Source organism: Micromonospora sp. NPDC049559 (assembly GCF_040676675.1).
Lineage (GTDB): Bacteria > Actinomycetota > Actinomycetes > Mycobacteriales > Micromonosporaceae > JBFAPK01.
This window is the reverse complement of sequence record NZ_JBFAPK010000002.1, coordinates 142,261-168,013: the sequence shown is the minus strand read 5'-3', so window position 1 is coordinate 168,013 and position 25,753 is coordinate 142,261. Positions and strand designations below refer to the sequence as shown.

At 74.7% G+C, this 25,753-nt stretch carries 28 protein-coding genes; 17 read left to right on the top strand and 11 right to left on the bottom strand.

Annotated features, from left to right (window positions below):
• Positions 1-2: 2 nt before the first annotated feature.
• The 5 genes from AB0J86_RS03875 to AB0J86_RS03855 are packed head-to-tail and all read right to left on the bottom strand — an operon-like array spanning position 3 to position 2,059.
• Positions 3-734, bottom strand: coding sequence for an MnhB domain-containing protein (locus tag AB0J86_RS03875; protein WP_363852085.1), 732 nt, complete (start codon positions 732-734; stop codon positions 3-5).
• Positions 731-973, bottom strand: a complete 243-nt coding sequence (locus AB0J86_RS03870) for a DUF4040 domain-containing protein (protein WP_363852082.1) — start codon at positions 971-973, stop codon at positions 731-733. Before AB0J86_RS03870 ends, AB0J86_RS03875 begins: the two co-directional genes overlap by 4 nt.
• The gene (locus AB0J86_RS03865; RefSeq protein ID WP_363852079.1) at positions 970-1,278 is read right to left on the bottom strand and encodes a monovalent cation/H(+) antiporter subunit G; all 309 of its coding nucleotides are present in this window, start codon (positions 1,276-1,278) and stop codon (positions 970-972) included. The genes AB0J86_RS03870 and AB0J86_RS03865 overlap by 4 nt, the downstream gene beginning before the upstream one ends.
• Positions 1,275-1,526, bottom strand: coding sequence for a monovalent cation/H+ antiporter complex subunit F (locus AB0J86_RS03860; protein ID WP_363852076.1), 252 nt, complete (start codon positions 1,524-1,526; stop codon positions 1,275-1,277). The genes AB0J86_RS03865 and AB0J86_RS03860 overlap by 4 nt, the downstream gene beginning before the upstream one ends.
• Positions 1,523-2,059 (bottom strand): hypothetical protein, encoded by a 537-nt coding sequence (locus tag AB0J86_RS03855; protein ID WP_363852073.1) that lies wholly within the window; start codon positions 2,057-2,059, stop codon positions 1,523-1,525. The genes AB0J86_RS03860 and AB0J86_RS03855 overlap by 4 nt, the downstream gene beginning before the upstream one ends.
• Before the next feature lie 87 nt (positions 2,060-2,146).
• Here AB0J86_RS03855 and coxB point away from each other — a divergent pair, with 87 nt between their 5' ends.
• The 9 genes from coxB to AB0J86_RS03810 are packed head-to-tail and all read left to right on the top strand — an operon-like array spanning position 2,147 to position 11,054.
• Positions 2,147-3,190, top strand: a complete 1,044-nt coding sequence (gene coxB, locus AB0J86_RS03850; RefSeq protein ID WP_363852069.1) for a cytochrome c oxidase subunit II — start codon at positions 2,147-2,149, stop codon at positions 3,188-3,190.
• A 20-nt stretch (positions 3,191-3,210) separates the two neighbouring features.
• Positions 3,211-5,130, top strand: a complete 1,920-nt coding sequence (gene ctaD / locus AB0J86_RS03845; protein WP_363852066.1) for a cytochrome c oxidase subunit I — start codon at positions 3,211-3,213, stop codon at positions 5,128-5,130.
• A 4-nt stretch (positions 5,131-5,134) separates the two neighbouring features.
• Positions 5,135-5,800, top strand: a complete 666-nt coding sequence (locus tag AB0J86_RS03840) for a heme-copper oxidase subunit III (RefSeq protein ID WP_363852063.1) — start codon at positions 5,135-5,137, stop codon at positions 5,798-5,800.
• Complete coding sequence (locus AB0J86_RS03835; RefSeq protein ID WP_363852060.1) at positions 5,800-6,222, top strand: hypothetical protein; 423 nt, start codon at positions 5,800-5,802, stop codon at positions 6,220-6,222. The genes AB0J86_RS03840 and AB0J86_RS03835 overlap by 1 nt, the downstream gene beginning before the upstream one ends.
• Positions 6,210-7,196 carry a cytochrome c oxidase assembly protein gene (locus tag AB0J86_RS03830; RefSeq protein ID WP_363852057.1) on the top strand — a complete coding sequence of 329 codons (987 nt, stop codon included), beginning with the start codon at positions 6,210-6,212 and terminating at the stop codon, positions 7,194-7,196. The genes AB0J86_RS03835 and AB0J86_RS03830 overlap by 13 nt, the downstream gene beginning before the upstream one ends.
• Entirely contained in the window at positions 7,193-7,585 is a 393-nt protein-coding gene (locus AB0J86_RS03825; protein WP_363852054.1) for a c-type cytochrome, read from the top strand. The genes AB0J86_RS03830 and AB0J86_RS03825 overlap by 4 nt, the downstream gene beginning before the upstream one ends.
• Positions 7,586-7,606: 21 nt before the next feature.
• Complete coding sequence (locus AB0J86_RS03820; RefSeq protein ID WP_363852051.1) at positions 7,607-8,458, top strand: c-type cytochrome; 852 nt, start codon at positions 7,607-7,609, stop codon at positions 8,456-8,458.
• Positions 8,455-9,363, top strand: coding sequence for a Rieske 2Fe-2S domain-containing protein (locus AB0J86_RS03815; RefSeq protein WP_363852048.1), 909 nt, complete (start codon positions 8,455-8,457; stop codon positions 9,361-9,363). Before AB0J86_RS03820 ends, AB0J86_RS03815 begins: the two co-directional genes overlap by 4 nt.
• Positions 9,360-11,054: a ubiquinol-cytochrome c reductase cytochrome b subunit gene (locus AB0J86_RS03810; protein ID WP_363852045.1), complete on the top strand. Its 1,695-nt coding sequence runs from the start codon at positions 9,360-9,362 to the stop codon at positions 11,052-11,054. Before AB0J86_RS03815 ends, AB0J86_RS03810 begins: the two co-directional genes overlap by 4 nt.
• Positions 11,055-11,139: 85 nt before the next feature.
• Here AB0J86_RS03810 and AB0J86_RS03805 read toward each other — a convergent pair whose 3' ends face one another.
• Positions 11,140-12,936 (bottom strand): glycoside hydrolase family 15 protein, encoded by a 1,797-nt coding sequence (locus tag AB0J86_RS03805; RefSeq protein ID WP_363852042.1) that lies wholly within the window; start codon positions 12,934-12,936, stop codon positions 11,140-11,142.
• Positions 12,937-13,212: 276 nt separating this feature from the next.
• Between AB0J86_RS03805 and AB0J86_RS03800 the strand changes: the two genes are divergently transcribed.
• From AB0J86_RS03800 to AB0J86_RS03785, 4 genes are all read left to right on the top strand, one after another.
• Entirely contained in the window at positions 13,213-13,764 is a 552-nt protein-coding gene (locus tag AB0J86_RS03800; RefSeq protein ID WP_363852039.1) for an adenylyltransferase/cytidyltransferase family protein, read from the top strand.
• An 81-nt stretch (positions 13,765-13,845) separates the two neighbouring features.
• Positions 13,846-14,055 (top strand): hypothetical protein, encoded by a 210-nt coding sequence (locus tag AB0J86_RS03795; protein WP_363852036.1) that lies wholly within the window; start codon positions 13,846-13,848, stop codon positions 14,053-14,055.
• A gap of 191 nt (positions 14,056-14,246) precedes the next feature.
• The gene (locus tag AB0J86_RS03790; RefSeq protein ID WP_363852033.1) at positions 14,247-14,606 is read left to right on the top strand and encodes a phage holin family protein; all 360 of its coding nucleotides are present in this window, start codon (positions 14,247-14,249) and stop codon (positions 14,604-14,606) included.
• A 160-nt stretch (positions 14,607-14,766) separates the two neighbouring features.
• A complete protein-coding gene (locus tag AB0J86_RS03785; protein WP_363852030.1) occupies positions 14,767-15,726 on the top strand; it encodes a threonine/serine dehydratase in 960 nt (319 codons plus the stop codon).
• A 74-nt stretch (positions 15,727-15,800) separates the two neighbouring features.
• On the opposite strand, the gene ligD is transcribed toward AB0J86_RS03785, so the two are convergent.
• On the bottom strand, positions 15,801-16,754 hold the full coding sequence (gene ligD, locus AB0J86_RS03780) for a non-homologous end-joining DNA ligase (RefSeq protein WP_363852027.1): 954 nt from the start codon (positions 16,752-16,754) through the stop codon (positions 15,801-15,803).
• A gap of 161 nt (positions 16,755-16,915) precedes the next feature.
• Between ligD and AB0J86_RS03775 the strand changes: the two genes are divergently transcribed.
• From AB0J86_RS03775 to AB0J86_RS03765, 3 genes are read left to right on the top strand one after another with little or no spacing between them, the layout of a single operon-like run.
• Entirely contained in the window at positions 16,916-18,256 is a 1,341-nt protein-coding gene (locus tag AB0J86_RS03775) for a sugar ABC transporter substrate-binding protein (protein WP_363852024.1), read from the top strand.
• Positions 18,257-18,277: 21 nt separating this feature from the next.
• Positions 18,278-19,246: a sugar ABC transporter permease gene (locus AB0J86_RS03770; protein WP_363852021.1), complete on the top strand. Its 969-nt coding sequence runs from the start codon at positions 18,278-18,280 to the stop codon at positions 19,244-19,246.
• Positions 19,243-20,115, top strand: a complete 873-nt coding sequence (locus tag AB0J86_RS03765) for a carbohydrate ABC transporter permease (RefSeq protein WP_363852018.1) — start codon at positions 19,243-19,245, stop codon at positions 20,113-20,115. The genes AB0J86_RS03770 and AB0J86_RS03765 overlap by 4 nt, the downstream gene beginning before the upstream one ends.
• Positions 20,116-20,142: 27 nt before the next feature.
• On the opposite strand, the gene AB0J86_RS03760 is transcribed toward AB0J86_RS03765, so the two are convergent.
• From AB0J86_RS03760 to AB0J86_RS03750, 3 genes are all read right to left on the bottom strand, one after another.
• Positions 20,143-21,294, bottom strand: coding sequence for a hypothetical protein (locus AB0J86_RS03760; RefSeq protein WP_363852015.1), 1,152 nt, complete (start codon positions 21,292-21,294; stop codon positions 20,143-20,145).
• Positions 21,295-21,359: 65 nt separating this feature from the next.
• Positions 21,360-22,673, bottom strand: coding sequence for a glucarate dehydratase family protein (locus tag AB0J86_RS03755; RefSeq protein ID WP_363852012.1), 1,314 nt, complete (start codon positions 22,671-22,673; stop codon positions 21,360-21,362).
• Positions 22,670-23,602, bottom strand: a complete 933-nt coding sequence (locus AB0J86_RS03750; protein ID WP_363852009.1) for a 5-dehydro-4-deoxyglucarate dehydratase — start codon at positions 23,600-23,602, stop codon at positions 22,670-22,672. The genes AB0J86_RS03755 and AB0J86_RS03750 overlap by 4 nt, the downstream gene beginning before the upstream one ends.
• Before the next feature lie 182 nt (positions 23,603-23,784).
• Here AB0J86_RS03750 and AB0J86_RS03745 point away from each other — a divergent pair, with 182 nt between their 5' ends.
• Positions 23,785-24,648, top strand: coding sequence for an IclR family transcriptional regulator (locus AB0J86_RS03745; protein ID WP_363852006.1), 864 nt, complete (start codon positions 23,785-23,787; stop codon positions 24,646-24,648).
• Between the two features lie 99 nt (positions 24,649-24,747).
• On the opposite strand, the gene AB0J86_RS03740 is transcribed toward AB0J86_RS03745, so the two are convergent.
• Complete coding sequence (locus AB0J86_RS03740; protein ID WP_363852003.1) at positions 24,748-25,587, bottom strand: NAD(P)-dependent oxidoreductase; 840 nt, start codon at positions 25,585-25,587, stop codon at positions 24,748-24,750.
• Positions 25,588-25,753 lie beyond the last annotated feature (166 nt).

Below are 25,753 nucleotides of genomic sequence, written 5' to 3'. Positions count from 1 at the left end.
CGCTACCGCCTCTCCTCGGCGACGGCCTGGGTGAGGAACTGGCCGAGCAGCACGACCGCCCCGGCGCCCACCGCCAGGCCGACGACGACGTTGAGCACCGGCACCGTGCCGGCGGACAGGAGCTGCTGGAACGGCCCGTACGGCAGCACGTTGGCGAGCAGGCCGGCGCCGAGCGCGAGCCCGCCGAGCCCGACCCCGGCGAAGGCGAGGGTGCTGGCCCCCTCGACCCACTGGTACCACTCGATCGGGCGCAGCCGGCGCAGGCTGCGGTAACCGCCGGAGAGGTAGAGCAGGTGCAGCCCGGTGGCGAGCACGACGCCGCCCTGGAAGCCGCCGCCGGGCGTGAGGTGCCCGTGCACGACCAGGTTCAGTCCGATCAGCAGGATCAGCGGCAGCAGCAGGTACGCGACGAGCGCGACCGCCTCCGGTTGCCTCGGGTCGGCCAGCGGATGGTGCTCGTGCTCGCCCGGCCGGGTGCGCAGCAGCGCCGCCGCCCCGATCACCGACGCGAGCAGGATGACCTCCTCGCCCAGCGTGTCCAGCCCGCGCTGGTCGAAGGTGACCGAGGCGACCACGTTGGCGGTGGCGTGCCCCAGCGCAGCCGGCACCGCGAGGTCGCGGTACGGGTGCGCGGCCCCGCCGAACGGCGGCATCCCCGCGACCGCGAGCGCGAACATCGCCGCGAGCCCGGCGGCGCCGACGGCGAAGACGAGCAGCCGTACCCGTCGGTTCACCGTGGTCTCCGGCCGATTTTGCGTACGGTGAGCATGACCATCAGGGGCACCAGCGCGGTGCCGACGGCGAGCTGGGAGAGCGCCACGTCCGGGGCCTGTAGGACCAGGAAGAGCAGCGTCAGCAGCAGGCCGTACACCGACAGGGTGATCGCCTGACGGCCCGGGTCCCCGGTCAGCGCGACCGCCGTGCCGGCGACGGCCACCAGGACCAGCGCGACCGCGATCAGGGCGGCGTTCATTCGGGCGACCCTCGCGGTACGAGCCCGCGCTGCTCGGCCACCGCCTGCCCGATCGCGGCGTTCAGCACCGGACCGGCCAGCGCGGCGACCGCGACGGTGAGCACGACGAGCGCGGCGGCCAGGTGCCGGCCGAGGTCGACGGCGAGGCCGAGCCCCACCAGCGGGGTACCGAGCGACGTCACCGGGGTCACGAAGTGCAGCCGGTCCAGCAGGTCCCGGCAGGCCACCGCGCCCAGCGCGGACGCCACGCAGACGAGCACGCCGGCCGCGACCGCCGCCCGCGACGCCAGCTGCCAGCCGTTCATGGCCGCGACGCCAGCAGCCGCACGAAGACCAGCGTGCCGGCGAACGACAGCGCCGCGAGCACCAGCGGCACGATCAGGTACGAGGTCTGGCCGTAGCCGACGGCCAGCAGCAGGAGCAGCGGTACGAGCAGCGCCCCGACGAACTGGAGGCCGACCAGCCGCGCGTAGGGTTCGCCGCGCAGTCCCAGCCGGAGCGCGGGAGCGAGCGCGCCGAGCAGCAGGACCAGGCCCGCGACGAGCCAGGTCACCGGGTGACCGTCCGCTCCGGACTCGGCCGGCCCGATCCGAGCACGTGCAGCACGGCCGGTCCGTCGGCCGGCCAGCGCAGCACCACGCTGCCGGGGGTGGCCGAGAGCACGATGGTGCCCCAGGCCCGCCGGAGGTCCCGCCGCGCGGCCGGTTCCCCGGGCGGCGTCGCGGTGCCACGGGTCCGCCCGGCGCTGCGGTTCCGGCCGGCGGTGCCACGGGTTCGCCCGCCGGCGGCGCCGCGGGTCCGCCCGCCAACGGCGCGGGTCCGCAGCAGTCCGGGCAGCACCCGGCCGAGCAGGCGCGCGGTGTCGGCCGGCACCGCCGGAACCAGGAGCAGCGGCCAGGTCGCCCAGGCCGGCCGGGGCCGCCAGGCGCGCCGGATCGCCCGCCGGGCCGCCACCGCGACCACCGCGGTCGGCAGCGCGCAGACCGCGCCGGCGACCAGCTCCTCGGCCGCGCGGGAGGAGAGCATGGCGAGCCACGCCAGCAGCAGCACCGCGTACCAGGTCGCCGTCTCCGCCACCCACCGCATGCGCACCTCCCCGCCGGAGCCGAATATATCCCGAAAGCCGGCAAAGCCCCCTTAGATCGCATTAGTCTCCTGAAACGCAACTATGGGATGTGGACGCACGATCGGGGGCGGGCGGTGGCGGCGACGAGCGGACTCCGGGCGACCCGTCGCCGGTATGCGCCCGTCGTCGCCGGCTGCGGCCTGCTGCTCCTCGCCGGGTGCGCGGGCGACGCGCCCTCGACCCTCGACGCGGCCGGCGGCGGGGCCCGGCGGGTGGAGGGGCTCTGGTGGCTGCTCTTCTGGGTCTCGGTCGCCGTCTTCGTCGAGGTGATGGCGCTGCTGGCCTGGGCGTTGGTCTTCCGCCGGGGCCGCAGCCGCGCGGTCGACCGGTCCGATCCGATCCGGTTCGTGGCGGTCGCCGGCGCCGGCGTGCCGGTCGTCATCCTGCTGACCGTCTACGGGTTCGGCCTGCGGGACCTGGCCGCGCTCGGCGCCCAGCCGGCCGCCGGGGCGGTGACCGTCGACGTGACCGGGCACAAGTGGTGGTGGGAGGTGCGCTACGACGGGGTCGATGGCGCGACGGCCAACGAGGTACGGATCCCGGTGGGGGAGAAGGTGCGGGTCCGGCTGCGCACCGCCGACGTGCTGCACAGCTTCTGGGTGCCGCAGCTGATGCCGAAGACCGACCTGATCGCCGGCAAGGTACGCGAGACCTGGCTGCGCGCCGACCGCCCGGGGGAGTACCGCGGGCAGTGCGCCGAGTACTGCGGCCTCCAGCACGCGCACATGGCCCTGCTGGTGGTGGCCCAGCCCCGGGCGGAGTTCGACGACTGGCTGACCCGGCTGCCGGCGCCCGCCCGGGCGCCGCGCACCGACGCCGAACGCCGGGGGCAGCAGGCGTTCCTTCAGGCCGCCTGCGCCGGCTGCCACACCGTACGCGGCACCGCCGCCGCCGGCACGGTCGGACCCGACCTGTCCCAGCTCGGCGCCAGGTGGAGCCTGGGCGCGGGCGCGGTACCGAACGACGCCGGCCACCTGGGCGGCTGGATCGCCAACGCGCAGACCGTCAAGCCCGGCAACGCCATGCCGCCGCAGCCGGTGGACGCGGCGCGACTGCCCGACCTGATCTCCTACCTGCGGTCGCTGCGGTAGCCGGCCGGCCGAGGATAGTGATGTCGTCCATCGCCGAACAGGCACCCACCGGCCCTCCCCGGGAGGCGATCGAGCGGCTCGCCGGCCACTGGGAGGAGGCGCCGACCCTGCGCAACTGGTTCACCACGGTGGACCACAAGCGGATCGGCCGGCGCTACCTCGTCACCGCGGCGACCTTCTTCGGTTTCGCCGGGGCGAGCGCGCTGGCGATGCGGACGCAGCTGGCCCGACCGGAGGCCGGGATCCTCTCGCCGGGCGAGTACAACCAGCTGTTCACCATGCACGGCACGGCGATGATCTTCCTCTTCTCGACGCCGATGCTGTTCGGGTTCGGCAACTTCCTCGTACCGCTGATGGTCGGGGCGCGGGACATGGCGTTCCCGCGACTGAACGCCTTCGGCTACTGGGTGTTCCTGCTGGCCGGGCTCTTCATGTGGGCCAGCGTGCCGGCCGGCGCGGCGCCGAACGGCGGCTGGTTCGCGTACGTGCCGCTGACCGACGAGCGGAACCTGCCCGGGCTGCACCTGGACGTCTACACGCTGGGGCTGCTCTTCCTCGGCGTCTCCACCACGGCCGGGGCGATCAACTTCATCGTCACCGCGCTGAAGCTGCGCGCGCCGGGCATGTCGCTCAACCGCGTACCGATCTTCGTGTGGGCGATCGTGGCGACCTCGTTCATGGTGGTCTTCGCGCTGCCGCCGCTGAACCTGGACAACATCCTGCTCTTCCTCGACCGCCGCTTCGACACCCGCTTCTTCGACCCCGGCCTCGGCGGCAACGTGCTGCTCTGGCAGCACCTCTTCTGGATCTTCGGGCATCCGGACGTCTACATCATCGTGATGCCGGCCCTCGGCATCGTCTCCTCGGTGCTGCCGGCCTTCTGCCGGCGCGGCATCGTCGGCTACCCGCTGATCGTGCTGGCGATCGTCGCGATCGCGATCCTCTCCTTCGGCGTCTGGGTGCACCACATGTTCGCCACCGGACTGCCGCAGTTGTCGCTGAGCTTCTTCAGCGCCGCCAGCACCATCATCACGATCCCGTCCGGGCTGCAGATCTTCGCCTGGCTGGCGACCATGCTGCTGGGCCGGATCAGGCTCGGCGTGCCGTTCCTCTTCGTGGTCGGCTTCATCGTCACCTTCGTCATCGGCGGCCTCACCGGGGTGATGTTCGCGCTGACCGCCTTCGACCAGCAGGTCACCGACTCCTACTTCGTCGTCGCCCACTTCCACTACGTGCTCTTCGGCGGCGCCGTCTTCCCGATCCTCGCCGGCGTCTACTACTGGCTGCCCAAGCTCACCGGCCGGATGTACGCCGAGCGGCTGGGCCGCTGGGCGTTCTGGCTGGTCTTCGTCGGGATGAACGTCACCTTCTTCCCGATGCACCTCTCCGGCCTGCTCGGCATGCCCCGCCGCGTCTACACGTACCCGGGCGGGCTCGGCTGGGACCCGTGGAACCTGGCCGCCACCGTCGGGGCGTACCTGCTGGCGGTGGGGTTGCTGCTGGTCGCGCTCGGGGTGCTGCACGCGCTGCGGCGCGGCCGGCCGGCCCCGGACGACCCGTGGGGCGGCGACAGCCTGGAATGGGCCACCACCTCCCCGCCGCAGCCCTACAACTTCCCCGTCCTGCCCCGGGTGCACAGCCTGCACCCGGTCTGGGACCCGCGTACGGCCGAGTCGACGGGTCCCGGCGCGACCGAGGACCGGATCCTGTCCGAGGGCCGCAAGACCCTCCTCACCAGCGAGTTCGACGGCAACCCCGAGCGGGCGGTGGAGATGCCCGAGGAGACGTGGGTACCGCTGATCACCGCGCTCGGGCTGCTGGTGGTCTTCCTCGCCCTGCTCTTCGCCTGGTACCTGCTGGCGGCCGCCGCCGGGGTGCTGGTCGCCGGCGCCGTCGCGGTCTGGCTGCTGCCGCTGCGGACACCGGCCGAGGCGGGGTGAGGCGATGAGCGAGCAGTCCGGTACGCGGCGGCCGGGGCCGCCACAGCAGCGGGGCGCGCGGCCGGTGCGCGACGCGGCGGGCGCGCGAGGGCTGGCGACCGAGGAGCCGGCCGGCCGGTCGACGGCCTGGTGGGGGATGGTCCTCTTCGTCGCCACCGAGGCCACCCTGGTGGCGTCCCTGCTCGGCACCTACTTCTACCTGCGGTTCCAGTTCGGCGAGCCCTGGCCGCCGGGCGGCGTCGCGCGGCCGGAACTGCTGCACCCGCTGATCATGACGGGCCTGCTGCTGGCCAGCGGCGTACCGCTGCTCTGGGCGCAGGCCGGCGGCCGGCGGGACCGCTGGGGCCGGCTGCCGGTGGCGCTCGGCGCGGCGGCGCTGCTCACCGCCGGCTTCCTGGTCGTGCAGGGCATCGAGTACGCCGACCAGCTCGACCGGTTCACCCTCACCAGCCACGCGTACGGCTCCCTCTTCTACGGCGTCACCGGCCTGCACGCCGTGCACGTCTGCGTCGGGCTGCTGCTGCTGTTCTGGCTGCTCGCCGCCGTGGCCCGGGACCGCACCGGCGCCGGGCGGCGGGAGCGGATCCGGCTCGCCGTCGTCTACTGGTACTTCCTCGAGGTGGTCTGGCTGGGTGTCCTGTTCACCGTCTACCTCTCGCCGAGGCTCTGATGGGCGACCGCGCCGAGACCGTGCCGAGCGACCCGGGCGCCACCGGCGCCTCCCGGCTGGGCGGGCTGCTGCTCTGGTTCGCCGTCCTCGGCGGCACGCTGGCCTGGGCGGTGCACGCCCTCGCCGCCTGGAGCATGGACGAGCTGGCCTGCGAGGCGGGGCACGACGACCTGGCCGGCTTCCCGCTGTCGGCGGCGGTCGGCGTCGCGGTGGCCGTACCGGGGGCGGTCGCGCTGGCCGCGCTCGCCGTCTCCTGGCTGGCCTGGCGGCGTACCCGGGCCGGGACGCCCGAGGGGCGCGAACGGCCGGTCGGCCGGGCCCACATGATCGCCTTCGTCGGGCTGTGGCTGAACCTGTTCGCGCTGGCCATCATCGCCCTCGGCGGGGTGAACACCCTGGTGTTGCCGGCATGCCAGCGGTGATCGGGGCGAGCCCGGCGGCGGTGGCGCTGGGGCTGCCGCCGGGGTTGGGGTTGCCGGTGGCGGTGCCGCCCGCGCCGCTGGCGCACGGGCCCACCGGCGCGCGGGCCTGGTCCGACCTCGCGCTCGTGGTCTCGCTCGCGCTGCTCTGCGCCGGGTACGCGCGCGGCGTGCACGAGCTGTGGCACCGCCGGGGCCTCGGCGCGGTCGTGCCCCGCTGGCGGGCGGTCGCCTTCGGCCTCGGCGTCGCCGCGATCCTCGCCGCGCTGACCGGGCCGGTGCACGAGCGGGCCGAGCGCTCCTTCGCGGGTCACATGGCCCAGCACATGATCCTGCTGGTCGTGGCCGGTCCGCTGCTCGCCGCCGGGGCGGCCGGGCTGCCGCTCGCGCTGGCGGCACCCCGACGTCTGCGCCGCCGCTGGGCCCGCTGGCGCGGCGCCCGGGTCGGGACCTGGCTGCGCCGCCCGGGCCGGCTCGCGGTGACGGCCGCGCTCGCCCACGCCGGCGCGCTCTGGGCGTGGCACCTGCCCGCCGGCTACCGGCTGGCCGAGCGCGACGAGCTGGCGCACGCCGTCGAGCACGCCTCGTTCGTCGGTACGGCCCTGCTGCTCTGGTCCCTGGTCTGGGGCGCCCGGCGGCAACGGCTGCCCGGACCGGTCGCCGTGCTGCTCCTCTTCGCCACGATGCTGGCCGCCTCGGCCCTCGGCGCGGCGCTCACCCTGGCGTCCGCGCCGATCTACCCCGGGGACGTACTCGCCCGGTACGGCGGAGACCCGCTCGCCGACCAGCAGCGCGCCGGCCTGGTGATGTGGATACCGATGGACGTGGTCGTCCTCGCCGCGGCCGTGGCGCTGTTCCTGCGCTGGCTGTCGCGGCTGGACCGGGCCGCGCCGGCCGGTCGCGACCTGTTGCCTCCGGCCGCCCCGCCGGTCCGGTCCACGGCACGGTCGTCGGCCGGACGGGAGACGCCGCGATGAGGACCGGGCGTCACGTTTCGTACCGGGCGCTGCTCGCGGTGCTGGCGGCGGTGGTCGGGCTGGCCGCCTGCGCCGAGGTGCCGCCCCCGGCGCCGCCGGAGACGCGCTCGGGCTTCCCGGAGCGGGGCGCGAAACTGATCTCGCAGTACGGCTGCGGCGGCTGCCACACCGTACCCGGGGTCGACCGGGCCGAGGGCCTGGTGGGACCGCCCCTGACCCGGTTCGGTTCGCGCTCGTACATCGCCGGGGAGCTGCCGAACAACGAGGAGAACCTGCGCCGCTGGATCCAGGACCCGCGCGCGGTCGAGCCCGGTACGGCCATGCCGGACCTCGGCGTGAGCGAGACCGACGCCCGCGACATCGCCGCGTACCTGTTCACGCTCGACTGACCGGGACGGAGTGCCAGGACGATGAGGGTCGGACAGCGGCGGCGGTACCTCCGCGCGTCGGTGATCCCGATGATCCTCTGCCTGGTCGCGGCGCCCGGACCGGTGCTGCCCGTCGCGGCGGCCCCCGTACCGACGCCGGGCGCCACGACGACCGGGCCCGCGACGACCGGAGCCGCCACGACGCCGGGCGCTACGACAGCCGGCGCCGCGACCGCCCGACCGGTCGGGCCGGACGCCGGCCGGGGCGAGCGGCTGTACCTCAGCTCGTGTGCGAGCTGCCACGGTCCGGCGGGGCAGGGGAGCCAACGCGGGCCGTCGCTGGTCGGGGCCGGCCCGGCCGCGGTGGACTTCTACGTCGGTACCGGCCGGATGCCGCTGGTGCTGGAGGCGGACCAGGCGCCCCGCCGCGCCCCGGTCTTCTCGCCCGACGACATCCGCGCCCTCGTGCGGCACGTGGAGAGCTTCGGCGGCGGCGGGCCGCCGATCCCCGAGGTCGCCTCCGGTGATCTGCGCGACGGCCGGGAGCTGTTCCAGGCCAACTGCGCGGCCTGCCACTCCGCCACCGGCGCGGGCGCGGTACTGACCAACGGCTGGGTCGCCCCGTCGCTGGACCGGGCCACCCCCGTCCAGGTGGCCGAGGCGATCCGGGTCGGTCCCGGGCTGATGCCGGCCTTTCCGGAGACCGTGCTGAACCGCGCGCAGGTCGACGCGGTCGCCGGCTACGTGCAGGAGCTGCGCGGGCCGAGGCTGGACCGGGGCGGCGCCTCGCTGGGGCGGCTGGGACCGGTCACCGAGGGGCTGGTGGCCTGGCTGGTCGGCCTGGTGCTGCTGGTGCTGGCCGCCCGCTGGCTGGGAAGCCGGGCCGACCGGTGACCGGGCGGCTCGACCTGGCACCCGCGGCGACGCCGGAGGAGGACGAGCGGCGCGAGGCCGCGCGGCGGGAACGGGCCGCCAGCCGGTGGATCGGCCTGGCCTTCGGCGCCAGCGCGTGCGGCGCGGCCGGCTTCGCCGCCGTCTACGCCACCGGCGGCCAGACCCAGCTGGAGGGGCTGTCGCTGGCGGTGGCCTTCGCCGGGCTCGCGGCGGGGCTGGGGCTCTGGTCGCGCCGGCTGCTGCCCAGCGGCGGGTACGTCGAGGAGCACGAGCCGTTCGACTCGCCACCGGTCGAGGTGCGGCTCACCACCGAGGCGCTGGCCGGTCCGGAGAGCCCGCTGCGCCGGCGGGGCCTGCTCGGCCTGCTCACGCTGGCCCTCGGCGCGCTGGCCGGCGCGGCGCTGTTCCCGCTGCGCTCCCTGCTGCCGTTCGACCGGGCCCGGCCCGCGCACGCGCTGCGGGTGACCCCGTGGGCGGCCGGGGTGCGGCTGGTCCGCGCCGACGGCAGCCCGGTACGCCCCGACGACGTTCCCGCCGAGACGTTCGTTCCCGTCTTCCCCGAGGGGCACCCGGACCGCGGCGACACGCCGGCCTTCGCGGTACGCCTCGACCCGGCGCGGTTCACCACGCCGCCGCCGGGCGGGCACGTCGACGGCATCGTGGTCTACTCGCTGCTCTGCACGCACGCCGGCTGTCCCGTCGCGCTCTACCTGCGGGGCACCGCCCGCGTGCTCTGCCCCTGCCACCAGTCCAACTTCGACCTGCTCGCCGCCGCCCGGGCCATCGCCGGACCGGCCTCCCGACCGCTGCCCGGGCTCCCGATCGCCGTCGACCCGGCCGGCTTCCTCGTCGCCACCGGCGACTTCACCTCCCCGCCGGGGCCCGGCTTCTGGAGCCACGAGTGATCACCAGGTGGCTGGTGCGCGCGGTGCTGCGGTCCGTGGACGGGCGGCTGCGGGTCGCGCCGCTGCTGCGTCGGGGGCTCGCGAAGGTCTTCCCGGACCACTGGGCGTTCATGCTGGGCGAGATCGCCCTCTACAGCTTCGTGACGCTCGTGCTGACCGGGGTCTACCTGACGCTCTTCTTCGAGGCGAGCACGGTGGAGACCACCTACACCGGCTCGTACGCGCCGCTGGACGGCGCCCGAACCTCGGCCGCGTACGCCTCGACCGTACGGCTCAGCTTCGACGTACGGGCCGGGCTGCTGATGCGCCAGACCCACCACTGGGCGGCGCTGCTCTTCGTCGCGGCGATCGTGCTGCACCTGCTGCGGATCTTCTTCACCGGCGCGTTCCGCAGACCGCGCGGGATCAACTGGGTCATCGGCGTCACCATGCTCGCGCTCGCCCTGTTCAACGGCTTCACCGGCTACTCGATCCCGGACGACCTGCTCTCCGGCATCGGGCTGCGGATCCTCTACTCGGTGGCGCAGTCGATCCCGGTCGTCGGGGAGTGGCTGGTCTTCCTCGCCTTCGGCGGCGAGTTCCCGTCCGACGACGCGGTACCGCGGATGTTCGTCACCCACGTCCTGCTCGTCCCCGCCGCGTTGGCCGTACTGATCGCCGCGCACCTGGGCATCCTGGTCCGGCAGAAGCACAGCCAGTTCCCCGGACCCGGACGCACCGAGAACAACGTGGTGGGCTCGCGCTTCTGGCCCGCGTACACCATCCGCACGCTGGCCCTGTTCGCCTGGGTCTTCGCCGTCCTCTTCGGCCTCGGCGGGCTGGCCCAGATCAACCCGATCTGGATCTACGGCCCGTACGACCCGGCGCAGGCCACCTCGCCCGCCCAGCCCGACTGGTACATCATCTGGGGCGACGGGGCGCTGCGCCTCTTCCCCGGGGTCGACTTCGACATCGCCGGCCACCTGGTGCCCGCGCCGTTCTGGCCGGGAATCGTGCTGGGCGGACTGACCTTCGCGGGGCTCTACCTCTGGCCGCTGCTCGAACGCCTCGCCGGGGCCGACCGGCGCGCCCACGAGCTGCTCGACCGGCCGCGCGAGCACCCCGTCCGCGTCGGCGTGGGCGTCGCCGTGCTGACCTTCTTCGCCGTGCTGCTGGTCGCCGGCTCCGACGACGTCATCGCCAAGCTGCTGAAGGTCCCGGTGCTGGACGTCCTCTCCGTACTGCGGGTGGTGGCACTGGCGGCGCCGGTCCCGGCCGGCCTCTGCGGCTACCTGGCCGCCCGCGCGCTGCGCGCCAACGGCGGCCGGGGGATCGGCGAACTGACCCGGCGGGACCTGCGGGCCGCTCCCCAACAGCGGACCGGGCCGGGGGAGCGGGACGCCTCCGCCGCCCCCGCCGGACCGCTCGACGGCGCGGACGGTCGGGTCGAGCTCTGGCGGGACCCGGACGGGACCTGGCGCTGGCGGTACCGCTCCGGCGAGGTCACGCTCACCGCGAACCTGGCGTACCTGTCGCGGGAGGAGGCCGAGCGGAGCGCGACGACCGCGTACCGGCGGGCCCCGGTCGTGGCGGTCGAGCCGCCCGTGCCGGCCGTCGCCACCGCCGCGCGGCGAACCGCTCGCCGCGCCGCGCCCGTGGGCGGGTGGCTGGCCCTGCTGGCGATCGGCACCTGGCGTCGCCGGCGCCGCTGACCCGGCCTCTGTTGCCGGACCGCCGCCCGGCGCCGGCAGCGCCGCTGACCCGGGCTCCGCACCCGGCCGAGGGCGTGGCCACGGCTCAGGTGACCCCGGCGCCGCCCGGCGCGGACAGGGTCACCGCGGTCTCCAGCAGCAGGGCGTGGACGAACGCCTGGGGCAGGTTGCCGCGCAGCTGCCGCTGCTGGACGTCGTACTCCTCGGTGTAGAGGCCGGGTGGACCGCAGCCGGCGCGGTTGCGCTCGAACCAGCGGTGCGCGCCGACCGCGTCGCCCGCCTGATGGCTGGCGAGCGCGGCGATGAATCCGCAGAGCAGAAAGGCGCCCTCGGCGTCGCCCAACGGTCGCTCGTCCGGCCGGTACCGGTACAGGTAGCCGTCCTCGGCGAGTTCGGTGAGGACCGCGCGCCGGGTCGCGACGCTGCGCGGGTCCTCCGGCGGGAGCGCCCCACGGACCACGGGCAGGAGCAGCGCGGCGTCGACCCGGGCGTCGTCGTACGCGCGCTGCCAGCGTCCCGAGCCGTGCAGGGCGCGGCGGCCGACGTCGGCGAGGATCGTGTCGGCCAGCGAGGACCAGCGGGCGGCCTGGCTCGCGGGAGCGACCCGGGCGGCGGCCCGCAGACCGGCGACGCAGGTCAGCTTCGAGTGGGTCCACTGTCGCGGCGCCAGTTCCCAGATCCCGCTGTCGGCGTCCCGCCACCGCCGCTCGACGGCGCCGGCCGCGACCTGCGCGGCCTGCCACGAGCCCGCGTCCAGGCGGTCCCGGCGGGCGGCGGCGGCCAACAGCAGCAGGCACTCGCCGAACGCGTCGAGCTGGAACTGGCCGCGCACCCAGTTGCCGACCCGGACCTCGCCGCCCGGATAGCCGGGCAGGTGCGGCAGCGGGCGCTGGTCGGGCACCGGCAGCCCCTCGGCCGTGTAGGCGGGTGCCATCGCCGCGCCGTCGTCGGCGAGCCGGGTCCGGACGAACTCCACCGCCCGGTCGAGCAGGTCTTCCGCTCCCGCGGCCGCCGCGGCCAGGCCGGTGTAGCACTGGTCGCGGATCCAGGCGTACCGGTAGTCGTAGTTGCGGCCGGTGCGGGCCCGCTCGGGCAGCGAGGTGGTGACGGCGGCGACGGTACCGCCGCCCGGTCGGGTGAGTCCGCGCAGGACGGCGTGGGCGAACCGCGCGTCGCGGCGGGCGACGCAGTCGGAGAACGACGGGATGCCGGACCGCCACGCGTGCCGCGTGCTCCGCCACGTGGACTCCGGGTCGGGCGGGGGCTGCCGGATCGGATCGGCCGAGATCTCCAACACCAGATCGCACCGGTCGCCCGCGGCGATCCTGAGCGTACCGGTCAGCGCGCACGCGTCCTCCGGACACAGGCGCGCGGCACCGCTGAAGCGCAGGTACAGGTCGCCGCTGCGGGCCGACCAGCCGGCGCCCTCGCGGCGCAGCTCGCTCAGGCCGGACCGCCCGAAGTCGGCGGCCGGTTCCAGCCGCACGGTCAGCTCCGCGTCGTGGTCGAGGGCATGGACGCGGCGCAACAGCACCAGCCGACGCTCGTCGCCGGGGAAGGCGAGGGCCTCCCGTGACTCCACGATCCCGCCGGTGGTGACCCACCGGCTGGTCCAGACGAGGGTGCCGGGCTCGTAGTAGCCGCCCCAGACGGTACGTGGATCCGTGGGGGTGAGGCCGTATCGGCCGCGGGCGCCGAGGAGACCGCCGAAGACGCTGGCGCTGTCCCAGCCCGGCGCGCAGAGCCAGTCGATGTTGCCGGCGGGGTCGACCAGGGCGCCGCGGTACCCGTCGGCCAACAGCGCGTACTCGCGCAGCACGGACGGGCCGGCCGGTCGACCGGCGACGGGGTGTCGCACGCCGTCGGCCCCAGGAACGATCATGACCGAGGGGGTGCGAGCGGTTCCATGCGTCCTCCCCGCTGGTCGTGGGCCGGCCGGCGTGGATACCCGGACGGGCCGGCCTGACACCCGCGCGAAGTGATCCCGTCCCCGGGTGGGTGTGCCGCCGGACCCTCGCGCCCACGCCGACGTCGGCCCCGGCCGCTCGGACGATCGGCCTTGATCAATGAGAGGGATTACCATCGGCGAGCGGGTGGTGACCGGTCGCGGCAGCCCGACCGGGCCGGCCGGAGGAAACCGCGTTCGAGGTGGTGGGTCGTGGTTGGACGGCGACGGTACGGCATCGTCCTCGGGCGCTTCCAGCCCCCGCACCTCGGCCACGTCGAGTACCTGCGGGCGGCCCGGCGACGCTGCGAGCGGCTGGTCGTCGGTGTCACCAACCCGGACCTGTACGCGCTCGCCGACGCCGCGGAGGACCCGGCCCGCTCGGCGGGGCGGAACAACCCCTTCACCTACCACCAGCGGGCGCTGATGCTGGAGGCGGCCTGCGCCGACGACGGCTGGTCCCGGGACGACTACCTGATCGTGCCCGCGCCGATCAACCAGCTCGACCGGCTGGGCCAGTACCTTCCCCCGCCCGACCAGGCCACCTTCTTCGTGACGATCTACGACGCGTGGGGAGAGGCCAAGGGGCGGCACCTCGAAGCGCTCGGTTACCCGGTCGAGACGCTGTGGCGACGGACGATGGCCGAACGGCTCACCACCGGTACCGAGATCCGCGCCGGCCTGCGCGCCGGAACCCTGGACTGGAAGCGGTATGTCTCCCCGGGGGTGGCCGCGCTGCTGGAAGGCTACGGGCGTGACCTTTGAGGCGGGTGGCGCGACGGCGGTCCGGCCGCTGGGCGCCGACCGGTCGCCCGGCGCCCGGACCTCTGGACGGCGTACCACCGCGTGCGCCGCGCCGGCGAGTTCGACGTGCTGATCGTCAACCTCGCCGACCTGGCCGCGTCCGCGAGCCTGCTCGCCGTCACCGACCCGGTCTGGCAGGCCCGACTCGCGCGGCGGTTCGGCGTCAGCTTCACCGATGGTGCGGGCTGGGCGGACGGGTTGTTCCTCCGCAAGACACACCTGGTGCCCCTGCTCGACCTCGCCGGACGCTAGGCCGTGTCCCGGGCCGCCGAGGGACGGCGGAAAGTGTCGGAGAAACGGCATGATATTCCGGTCTGTCCGTTCCCGTGCCGGTCGGGCGCGGCCGGGCCGAGATACCGGGCGGGCGCCGGCGCCGGGCGTGAAGTGGACGAGGCCGGGTAGCCCTGGTTGCGGCGACTCGGCGACGGCGGGAGGTTGTGGCGATGACGGGACCCGGGCAGACCGGCGGTAGCCCGCCCCCGATCGGCGACCGGCTCGCCTTGGACCTCGCGGACCTGGTACGCCAGGAGTTGTCGCGACTGCGGTTCGAGGCGCTGGCCGCCGTACGCCGTGCCGGGCCCGGCGCCGGGTGGGGAGGCGCGTTCGTGCTCGGTGCCGGGGTGGCGGCGGTGCTCGGGGTGGGCGCCACCTCCACGGCGCTGCGTAAGTCGTTCGAGTCCGCGCTGCCGCCGGGCCGGGCGGCGGCAGTCCTGGCCGGTGCGTATTTCGCGGGCGCCGCGGCCCTGGGCGTCGTCGGCCTGCGCCGGCTGCGCGCGGCCGGCTGCCGGCTGCGGCTCGTCTGAGCCCGAGCCGGCGCCGGAGGGGCACCGCTTCCGCTGGGCCGGACCAGCCGCCGGTCGGAGCGGCCGGCCCCCGTCGGGGGCATTCGGGCAGGCGCTACGGTGTTAGCGGCCGGAGGGATCATGAGGGTGCTCCTCCGGAGCCGCTGAGGGGGTACGCGCCGTGATCGGGGTCGAGGAGATCGAGGCGGCGGGCCGACGCATCGCCGGTCACGTGGTGCGTACGCCGACCGTGCCGAGCCCCGGGCTGTCGGAGCTGCTGGGCGTACCGGTGACCGCGAAGCTGGAGCTGCTCCAGCGCACCGGCTCGTTCAAGGCGCGCGGGGCCACCGCGAAGCTGCTCGGGCTCAGCGAGGCGGAGCGGGCGGCCGGGGTGGTCGCGGTGAGCGGCGGCAACCACGCGATCGCGGTGGCGGTGATGGCGGGCGCGTTGGATGTGAAGGCCACGGTCGTCATGCCCCGCTCGGCCCCGCGCCGCGCGGTCGAGATCGCCACCGCGGCCGGGGCCACGGTACGCCTGACCGACGACATGGCCGGGGCGTTCGCGCTGATGTCCCGGTTGCAGGCCGAGGGGCTGACGCTGCTGCACCCGTTCGACGATCCGGTGGTGGTCGCGGGTCAGGGCACGGTCGGGCTGGAGCTGGCCGACGACGCCGGCGAACTGACCGACGTGCTGGTCAGCATCGGCGGCGGCGCGCTGATCTCGGGGGTCGCCGCCGCCCTGGCGGCCCGCCGCCCCGGGGTACGGATCTGGGGCGTGGAGACCGTGGGCGCCCAGGCGATGTCCGACGCGCTGGCCGCGGGCGGTCCGATCCCGGTCACGCTCTCCTCGGTGGTTTCCACGCTGAGCGCGCCGGCCGTCTCGCAGCTCACCTTCGACCACGTCACCGCCCTGGTCGAAGAGGTGCTCGTGGTCCCCGACGCGGAGGCGGTACGGGGCAGCCTCGACCTGGCGAACCACGCGAAGGTCTGGGCCGAACCCGCCGCCGGCTGCCTCCTGCCCGCCGCCCGACGGGTGATCGAGCGGGTCGGCGAGAACGTCCGGCTGGGGCTGGTGATCTGCGGCGGCAACGCCACCACGAGCGACGTCGCGGCCCTGGCCGAGCGCTTTCACCTGGTCTGACGCGGCCCGCCGCGCCGGCTTCACCCGGCTGACCGTTTCGGCTTCACCCGGCCGGGCGCGCCGGCCTCGCGGGCTCAGCCCTGGTCGCGGCGGGCGCGCCGCCGGCCCTCCCGCAGCGCCTGCACCCGGGCGACCGGGATGGTGTGCCCCTCCGCGATCAGGTCGGTGGGGATGGCCTGCGGCGGCGGCATCAGGTCGGCCCACGGATCGCCCTCGGCGACCAGCGGCGGCACGGTACGGATGGTGAAGTCGGCCGGGGTGACCCGGTCCAGTTCCGCCCAGGACACCGGGAACGAGACCGGCGTCCCCGGTCGCAGGCGCGGGCTGTAGGCCGCCACCACGGTCGCCCCGCCGGCCCGGGTCGAGTCGACGAAGACCCTTCCCGCCCGGTCCTCGCGGATGAACGCGGTGGTGGCGAGCGCGGGGTCGAGGCGTTCGGCCCGCGCCGCGAGGGCACGGGTCGCCGCGGCCACGTCGTCGACCGGGACCGAGCCGTCGATCGGTACGAAGACGTGCACTCCCTTCGCGCCGCTGGTCTTGACCGCCCCCGCCAGCCCGGTCTCGGCCAGTGCCTGGCGTACCAGGTGGGCGGCGCGCACCGCCAGGGCGAACGCGTCGCCGGCCGGCGGGTCGAGGTCGAGCACGAGGTGGGTGGGGCGGTCCCGGGGCTCGACGCGGTGCAGCGTCGGGTGGTACTCCACCGCCCGCTGGTTGGCGAACCAGAGCAGCGTACGGCGGTCGTCGCAGAGGGCGTACCGCACCTCGCGCCGGGACGCCTCCGCCCACACCGGCACGGTCCGCACCCAGTCCGGGGTGTACCGGGGGACGTTCTTCTGCATGAACGGCGCCTGGCCGCGCAGCACCCGGATCACCGAGAGGGGCCGGTCCCGCAACTGCGGGAGGATCCGGTCCCGGACCGAGTCGAGGTAGTCCACCAGGTCCCGTTTGGTGGCGCCGGCCCCGTCGAACAGCGGCTGGTCGAGGTTGGTCAGCGGTACCCCGTCGCGCGTCTCGTCGTTCCCGCTCATCAGCCCACCCTCACGCCGCAGCCCGGGGAGGTCAACTCGGCGGCCCGGCGCGTCCGCGTGTTGCGGACATGTTGACTCCGCATGACGGATTTCGATACCTTCACGTGAACGCCTGCCCGCCTCGCGACATCCTTCCACATATGTGTACAGGAGGCAGTGTGGTGAAAAGACGCCCTGTGGTGACGGGACCGGTTGCCTGGGCCGCCGTCGCGCTTCTCGCGCTCTCCGGGTGCTCGTCCACCAGCCCCGGCAACGGCCGGCAGAACCCCGACGCGCCCATCGAGATCTGGATCCGCCAGCCGCCCGCCTCCGACTCCGAGAAGACCGCGCAGCGCCTGGCCGAGGCGTTCACCAAGGAAAGCGGCGTACCGACCAAGGTGGTCGCGATCTTCGACGACTTCGAGACCAAGCTCCAGCAGCAGGCCACCCAGCGGAACCTGCCGGACATCGTCATCAACGACACCGCCGGACTCGGCAACATGCAGCAGCAGGGCTGGCTGCGCGAGGTCGACCGGGCCGCCTTCCCCGGCGCGGACAAGCTCTCCGACCGGGCCTGGAAGGCGGCGCAGGCCAGCGACAGCAGGTACTACGGCGTGCCGTTCTCGGCGCAGGCGTTCGCGCTGCTGGTCCGCGCGGACTGGCGGGCCCGGCTCGGCCTGCCCGAGCCGAAGACCTGGCAGCAGCTCGCCGACCTGGGCAAGGCCTTTACCGAGCGCGACCCCGACGGGAACGGCAAGAAGGACACGTACGGCTTCGACATTCCCGGCACCACCCAGCGGGGGTACATGTCCTGGTACTTCTCCTCCCTGCTCTGGGCCAACGGCGGCGACTTCATCAGCGCCAGCGGCCCCGGCAAGTGGCGCCCCGCGATCGACGGCGACCGGGCGGTGGAGGCGGCGACCTGGTTGCAGAGCCAGTTCTGCGCCAACAGGTCCGTGATCCCCGGCGCGGTCAACCTGAACACCACCAGCGCCCACGAGGTCTTCGAGAAGGGGCAGGCCGGCATCTACCTGGTCGGCCCGTACGTGCTGGCGCGCTTCGTCGGCAACGTGGGCAGCGACAAGATCGAGGTCTTCCCGGTGCCGAACGGGCCCTCCGGCGGGCCCGGCACCCTCGCCGAGGGGGAGAACGTCTACCTGATGGCCGGCTCGGAGAACCAGGCCGGGCAGCAGAAGTTCGCCGAGTTCGCCACCTCGGTCGCCGGCCAGACGATCGGCATGAACGGCGACAACAACGGCGCGATCGTCCGCCTGCCGGTGAGCCGGGACGTGGACATGGCCGCCGTCCGCAAGGACCCGCGCTGGCAGGTGTTCCAGTCGGCGTACGAGACCGCCGGGGTCTACACCCCCAGCGTGCCGAACTGGACCCCGATCCGGCAGACCTCGGCCGACTCCCTCAACGCGGTGATGGCCAACTGTGCCGCCGACGTACGGCAGGCGCTGGCGAAGCTCGCCGACCAGCTCGGCGCGGAACTGTCCAAACAGGATGCACTGGCCTCCTGACACGCCCGGGAAGGGACCGTGATGGTGCAGACCAGCCGGGCGGGCGCGGACCCGGGTGCCGCCCCGCCCCGGCCGCCGGGGCCGGGCGCGCCGCCGGCCGGTGACCGCGCGGCGCGCCGGAGCCGGCGGCGCGGCGGGGTGGTGCCGTGGCTGTTCCTCGCCCCGGCGCTGATCCTCTTCCTCTACTTCAAGTTCATCCCGATGGCCCAGGGCCTGAAGATGAGCTTCTACGAGGTACGCACCTTCCTCGGGGACCGCTACGTCGGCGGCGAGAACTACCGGACCATCGTCACCGACCGGTCCTTCGTCGACGCCATGTGGCACACCGTGCTCCTCGCGGTCGGCACCACCGCCGGCTCGATCCTGCTCGGGCTGGTGCTGGCCCTGCTCGTCGAGGGACAGGCGCGCCACCTCTGGCTGGTGCGTACCGCCGCGTTCCTGCCGGTGGTGACGACCATGGCGGTGGTCGCCGAGGTCTGGCGGATCATGTACTACCCGGCGGCGGACGGCCCGCTCAACACGATCATCGGCTGGCTCGGCGTCGCGCCGCAGCCGTACCTGGCCGACGAGCACTCCTCCCTCGCCTCGATCCTGGCGGTGGGGGTCTGGCGCGGCGCGCCGTACGACATGATGATCATCCTGGCCGGGCTGGCCGGCGTCGACCGTACGCTCTACGAGGCCGCCGCCGTGGACGGCGCCGCCACCTGGCGGCGGTTCCGCCACGTCACCATGCCCGCGCTCGGCCCGGTCTTCGGCATCCTCTTCACCCTCGCGGCGATCCGGGGGCTGCGCGTCTTCACCGAGGTCTTCCTGCTCACCAACGGGGCGCCCAACGGCTCGACCGAGGTGCTGATGACGTTGATCTACAAGCTCGGGCTCCAGCGCGGCGAACTCGGCATCGCCGCCGCCGGCTCGATCGTGCTGTTCGCCGCCACCGCCGTCCTGACGGTCTGCGTCCGGCTGCTGCGCCGCAGGGAGAGCCTCGGATGAGAAGCGAGAGCTACGACACCGTGCTCGGGCTGGACCACCGCCGTGGCTGGGTCGCCACGCTCGGCCGGATCGTCCTGTACGGCGCGATCGTGCTGGTCTTCGCCGGTCCGCTGCTCGCCCTGCTGGTCGGGGCGTTCAGCCGGGTGGTCGACCCGTCGCGGTTCTCCCTGGTCCCCGACGGGGGCTTCACGCTGGAGAACTTCGTGGCGGCCGGCCACCGGGACGTCTACACCTACCTGCTCAACTCGTTCGTGGTGGTGGGCTTCGGGCTGCTGCTCCAGGTGCTGGTGAGCGTCTTCGCCGCGTACGCGCTGGCCCGCAAGCGGATGCGCGGCGCCGCCGTGGTCATGCTGCTGATCCTGGCCACCATGATCCTGCCCGAGGAGGTGCTGGCGATCCCGCTCTCGGTGGTCCTGGCCGACGTGCCGCCGCTGCACCTCAACCTCATCGGCTCGTACGCCGGGATGATCCTGCCGGTCGCGGCCTGGGGCTTCTCCATCCTGGTGATGACGGAGTTCATGCGGGAGGTGCCGGTCGAGCTGGAGGAGGCGGCCCGGATCGACGGCGCGGGAGAGCTGCGCACCTTCTTCTCGGTCATCCTGCCGCTGTGCCGGCCGGCGCTCGGTGTCATCGGCGTCTTCGGCTTCACGATGATCTGGGACCAGTACCTGCTCCCGCTCATCGTGGCCACCGAGCCGTCGCAGTACACCCTGCCCATCGCGCTGCGGACGCTGCGCTCGGACGAGGAGGTCGGACTCGGCGTCCTGCTCGCGGCGGCGCTGCTCGCCCTGCTCCCGTCGGTGCTGGCGTTCCTGGCCTTCCAGCGACAGTTCATGAAGGGACTCACCAGCGGCGCCATCAAGGGCTGACGGCAGCGCGGCAGGCGGGCGGGCCGGTCAGCGCAGCGCGGCCACCACGTCGGCGAGGAGCGCCTGCCGCCGCCGTCCGGCCAGCCCCAGGTGGTAGAGGCTGAGCCGGCGCGCCCCGGCGGCCACCAACCGCCGGGCGTGCCCAACCACCGCCGCCGGCTCGGCCGGCGGCAGCACCGTGACGTACGCGTCCACGACCGCGCCGGTACGCGCCGCGCGGGCGACCGCGTCGACGCTGGCCGGGGTGGTCGGCCAGGCCGGCACGAGCAGCGCGTCGACCTGCCGCACCGCGCCCGGCGTGAGCCCGGGGGAGGGGCCGGTCGCCCACGGGTCGGGCTGGGCGTGCAGGGTCACCGGCACGCCGGGCGCGTGCTCGCGTACCGCCGCCAGCACCTGGGCGCGCAGCGCGTCGGTGGCCTCCCGGCGGGTGGCGAGCAGCGCCGCGCCGAGCGCGGGATCGAGCCCCGCCGCACCGGAGGCGGACGCCGGTTCGCGCCCCGCGTCGGCGCGTACCGCCGCCCGCAGCGCGGCCAGCACCCCGGCCGGTGCCAGTCCCCGCGCCCGCCACCCGTCCCGGCAGGCGGGGCAGCAGCAGATCGAGAGCACCCGGGCGGCGTCCGCGTCCCACGCGCCCTCGGTCTTCTCGTGGTGGCCGAGGTGGGCGAGCCCCAACTGGCCGCACGCCTCCAGCGAGACCCCGGCCACCGGTACGTCCCGCAGCGCCTCGGCGGTCAGCGTGGTGGCGTAGTCGCGGACCTCGGCCCAGGCCGGGCAGAGGGCGTACGGATAGCGCTCGCCGAAGCAGTTGGTGACCGCCACGTCCGGGTACGCAGTGCCGAGGCGGGTGCTGTGCGTCAGCACGATCCAGGCGGTGACCGGCAGCCCGGCGGCGTCCAGCGTCGTCGCGGCGGCGCCGAACGGGTCCGGGTCGGCCAGCCAGGCCGGCGCGAGCGGGCGCAGCCGGCGCCCGTCCCAGACCTCGGGGCGCACCGGGCGGTAGAGCGCGGCGTGGCTGGCGTCGACCGTCTGGTGGGCCGGGTGCAGCGGGGTCGCCGCCCGGGTCGAGTGGTACGCCGCCGCCAGCGTCACGCCGTCCACGCCGAGGTCCCGCACCCGCCCCGGGAACGCCGGGTCGCCGAGCACGTCCCACGGGTACGCGTGCCCGCTGACGCCTGGCACCCTGCCCGGTACCCCGCCCGCTGGCGCGGGCGCCGCCTCGCCGTTCGCCGGGCCGCCGGCGCCCGTCACCACCGGGGCCGCCGGCGCTCGTAGTCCGGCTCGAACCGGCGCAGGTAGCCGGTGTCGTCGCGGCGGCGCAGGCCGCAGCGCAGGTAGTCCTCGTGCATCCGGGCCAGCGCGTCCCGGTCCAGCCGCACGCCCAGTCCGGGCAGCGCCGGTACGGTCACCGCCCCGTCGCTGATCTCCAGCGGTCGCTCGACCACGTCCACTCCGGACTGCCACGGGGTGTGGGTGTCCGCCGCGTACGCCAGGTTCGGGGTGGCGGCGGCCAGGTGGGTCATCGCGGCGAGACTGATGCCGAGATGGCTGTTCGAGTGCATCGAGACGCCGACGCCCCAGGTCCGGCAGATGGCCGCCAACTCGGCCGAGCGCCGCAGCCCGCCCCAGTAGTGGTGGTCGGCGAGCACGACGCCGACCGCCCGCCGGGCGAACGCCTCGGGGATGTCGTCGAACCCGATCACGCACATGTTGGTGGCCAACGGGGTGGGCGTACCGGCCGCCACCCGGGCCATCCCCGCGATGCCCTCGGTCGGGTCCTCCAGGTACTCCAGCAGCCCCTCGGTCCGCTCCGCCACCCGCAGCGAGGTCGCCACGCTCCACGCGCCGTTCGGGTCCAGCCGCAGCGGGTGCCCCGGGAAGGCGTCCCGCAGCGCCTCGATCGCCGCGATCTCCTCCTCGGGCGGGAAGACCCCGCCCTTCAGCTTGACCGACCCGAAGCCGTACCGGTCGACCAGGCGTCGGGCCTGCGCGACGATGCCCGCCGGGTCCAGCGCCTCGCCCCACTCGTCCGGTTCGGCCCCGGGATGGCCGGCCCACTTGTAGAACAGGTACGCCGAGTAGGGGATCCGGTCGCGGTGCGCCCCGCCGAGCAGCGCGTGCACCGGACGGCCGATCGCCTGCCCCTGCGCGTCGAGGGCGGCCACCTCGAACGGGGACCAGACCCGCAGCAGCGTCTTGGCCGGGCTGGAGGGGCCGGTCAGCCCGTGCGCGTCCGGTGCGTCCACCGCGCCGACCGCCCGGGCCACCCGCCGGTACGCCGCCGCCAGGTCGAAGACGTCCGTCCCGGGCAGCGCGGCGGCGGCCCGGCGCAGCAGGTCGAGGTGGTCGTCGTCGCCGTACGTCTCGCCGAGGCCGATCGGCCCGTCGCCGGTGCGTACCTCCACGACGGCCCGCAGCGCCCACGGCTGGTGCACGCCGACGGCGTTGAGCAGGGGCGGGTCCGGGAAGGCGACCGGCGTGACCACCACCTCGGTGATCTCCAGCCGGCCGCTCACCGGTCCGCCGCTGACCGGTTCGCCGGCCGCGGGTTCCCCGCTCACCGGGACCGCCCGGCGCGCGCCGCCAGCACGGCCCGGCCCTCGGCGAGGATCTCGGCGAGCCGCTCGACGTGTTCGGGCGGCGGGTCGACCAGGGGCGGGCGGACCGGACCGACGGCGAGCCCGCCGAGCCGGGCGCCGGCCTTCACGAGCGCCACCGCGTACCCGGGCACCTGGTCGCGCAGCGCGGCGAACGGCAGGTAGAAGCCGGCGAGCAGCGCCTCCGCCGTACGGGTGTCCTCCGTGGTCACCGCGCGGTGGAAGGCGGTCGCGATGTCGGGCGCGAAGCAGAGCACCGCCGAGGAGTAGGTCTCCACCCCGATCGCCCGGTACGCCCGCACGGAGAGTTCGGCGGTGGGGAGCCCGTTGAGGAAGCCGAACTCGGCGGCCCGGGGGTGTCCGCTGGTGCGTACCGCGGTCACCAGCCGCAGCATGGCGACCACGTCACCGCGGCCGTCCTTGACGGCGGTGACGTTCGGGATGTCCAGCAGCGCCACCGCCGCGGCCGGGTCGAGCACGGCGTTGGCCCGCTGGTAGACGGTGATCGGCAGGGCGCTGGCCGACGCCACGTACCGGATGTGCCGGACCAGTCCGGCCGGGGTCGAGGCGACCAGGTACGGCGGGAGCAGCAGCAGCCCGTCGGCGCCGCACTCGGCCGCGGCGGCGGCGAAGGCGCGGGCGAGTCGCGGCCCGCCGCCGGCGCCGGCCACCACCGGCACGCGACCGCCGGCGACCCGGACGGCCGTGGCGACCACGTCCCGGTACTCGTCGAGGTCCAGCGCGGTGAACTCGCCGGTGCCGCAGGCGACGAAGAGCGCCGCCGGTCCCGCCGCCAACTGCTGGTCCAGGTGCGCGGCGAAGACCGCGAGGTCCACCCGGTCGTCGGGGGTGAACGGGGTCAGGGGAAAGGACAACAGGCCGTTCGGACGCATGCAGGTCCTCTCGTCCGAAGCGCCGCTCGGCTTCGGCCGCGTTCCGGCGCCACGATGGATCCTGGTCATTGTCCATGTATGTGGACAACTTCTGTCTATCTGGCATCGATGCAACGACACGTTAGCGTCCGCTAAGATGACGGTCAACCGTCAACTGTCGTCGATGTATCAGGGGAAGAATCATGGGTCGTCGCCCCGCCGGTACCGTCGGGAACCCGGCCGACGAGTCGGCCGTCCCGCGCACCAGGGCGCGGTCGACCCGGGCCAACCCCGGCGACACCGGCCCGGCCGACCTGGTCAAGTCGGCCGAGCGGACGGTCCGCATCCTGGAGGTGCTCGCCGCCTCGCCGACCCGGCTGACCCTCTCCGAGCTGCAGGAACGCATCGGCTACCCGCGCTCCAGCCTGCACGCCCTGATCCGTACGCTGCGGGCGCTCAAGTGGGTGGAGTCCGACGAGGGCGGCTCGGCCTTCGGGGTCGGCCCGCACGCGCTGCTCTCCGGCACCGCCTACCTGGACCGCGACCGGGCCCTGCAGCACGCGTACGCGACGCTGGAGGACCTGCGCGCCGAGACGGGCTACACCATCCACTACGCCCGCCGGGACGACGCGCACATCATCTACCTGGCCAGCCGCGAGGCGCGCGACTCGGTGCGTACCGTTTCCCGGGTGGGTCGCCGGCTGCCGACGTACCTGACCGCGCTCGGCCAGGCGCTGCTCGCCGAGCTGACCGACGACGAGGTGGACCAGATCCTGCCCGCCGAGCTGACCCGCTACACGCCCGAGACCATCACCGACCGCGCCGCCCTGCACGCCGAGCTGGAGGCGGTACGCAACCGGGGCTGGGCCTTCGAGCGGGAGCAGGGCACCCCCGGCGTCGCCTGCGTGGCCGTGGCGGTCGACTACCGCATCCCGGCCACCGACGCCATCTCCTGCTCGATGCCGGTGCGGCTGGCCGAGGGCGAGGAGCTGGACCGGGTGGCGAACGCGATGCTCGCGCACACCCGCCGCCTCGCCGCCACCCTGCGCCGCGAGGGCATCCGGTAACGCGCCGGGCCGGGAGCGCGCCGGGCCGGGAGCGCGCCGGGCCGGGAGCGCGCCGGGCCGGGAGCGCGCCGGCTGGCGGACGCCTGGCGTGCCCGCCGGTCAGTACGACTCGCCCAGCGGCACGTCGCACCACTGCCCGCCGACCCGGTTCAGCACCGGATCGCCGACGAAGTCGGGCTCGCCGTGCTCGGCGACGAGCTGGGCCGCGTACTCCTCGGCGTCGTCGCGCGGGAAGTAGCCGATCTCCTCGCCCTCGGCCAGCGACCACCAGCGGCGGGTGTTGCGGCTGATCCCCCAGACCATCCGGAACCCCCGTCCGGTGGTCGCCAGGCACGCCTCGACGAGCCGCGCGCCGTCGTCGGGCGAGAGCCACATGGCCAGGCCGCGCAGTCCGGGCGGGGTCGGGAACCAGAGGCCGATGCGCAGGCAGATCACGTCCAGGCCGAACCGGTCGGCGTAGAGCTGGCCGGCGGCCTCGACCGCCACCTTGCTCCAGCCGTACAGGGTGTCCGGGCGGGCCGGTACCGCCGCCGGCAGGTCGCCGTCGGGCGCCAGGTCCCGGCCCTGGAAGCCGGCCGCGTGGTTGGAGGAGGCGAGCACCACCCGGCGTACGCCGGCGCGCCGGGCCGCCTCCAGCACGCAGTACGTGCCGTACGCGTTGAGGCGTAGCACCTCCTCGACGCCGGCCTCCCGGCTCTGCCCGCCCAGGTGGACGATCGCGTCCACGTCGCGGCACGCCTCGACCATCGCGTCGAGGTCGGTCACCGACCCGGAGACGATCTCCTCGGCCGGCGCGGCGGTGCCGCCGGTCGGGGGATGCTCGGCGGGCGGCCGGACGTCGAGCAGGCGCAGCACCCGGCCGGGACGGACCAGGCGGGGGCGGAGCAGCGTGGCCACCTGGCCCGCGCCGCCGGTGATCAGGACACGTTGGGTGACCATGCGAAGGGCTCCTCACTGGTCGGAACGGGACGGATCTCGTGGTGGACGGCCGCTTCCGCGCGCCAATCGGCCGTTCGGCGTACCACGCGGTGCCAGTGGTCCACTATCCTGCGTGATGTTCGCGATCGAATCAAGCATTCACATACATGGACGTCTGTCGCGAGGG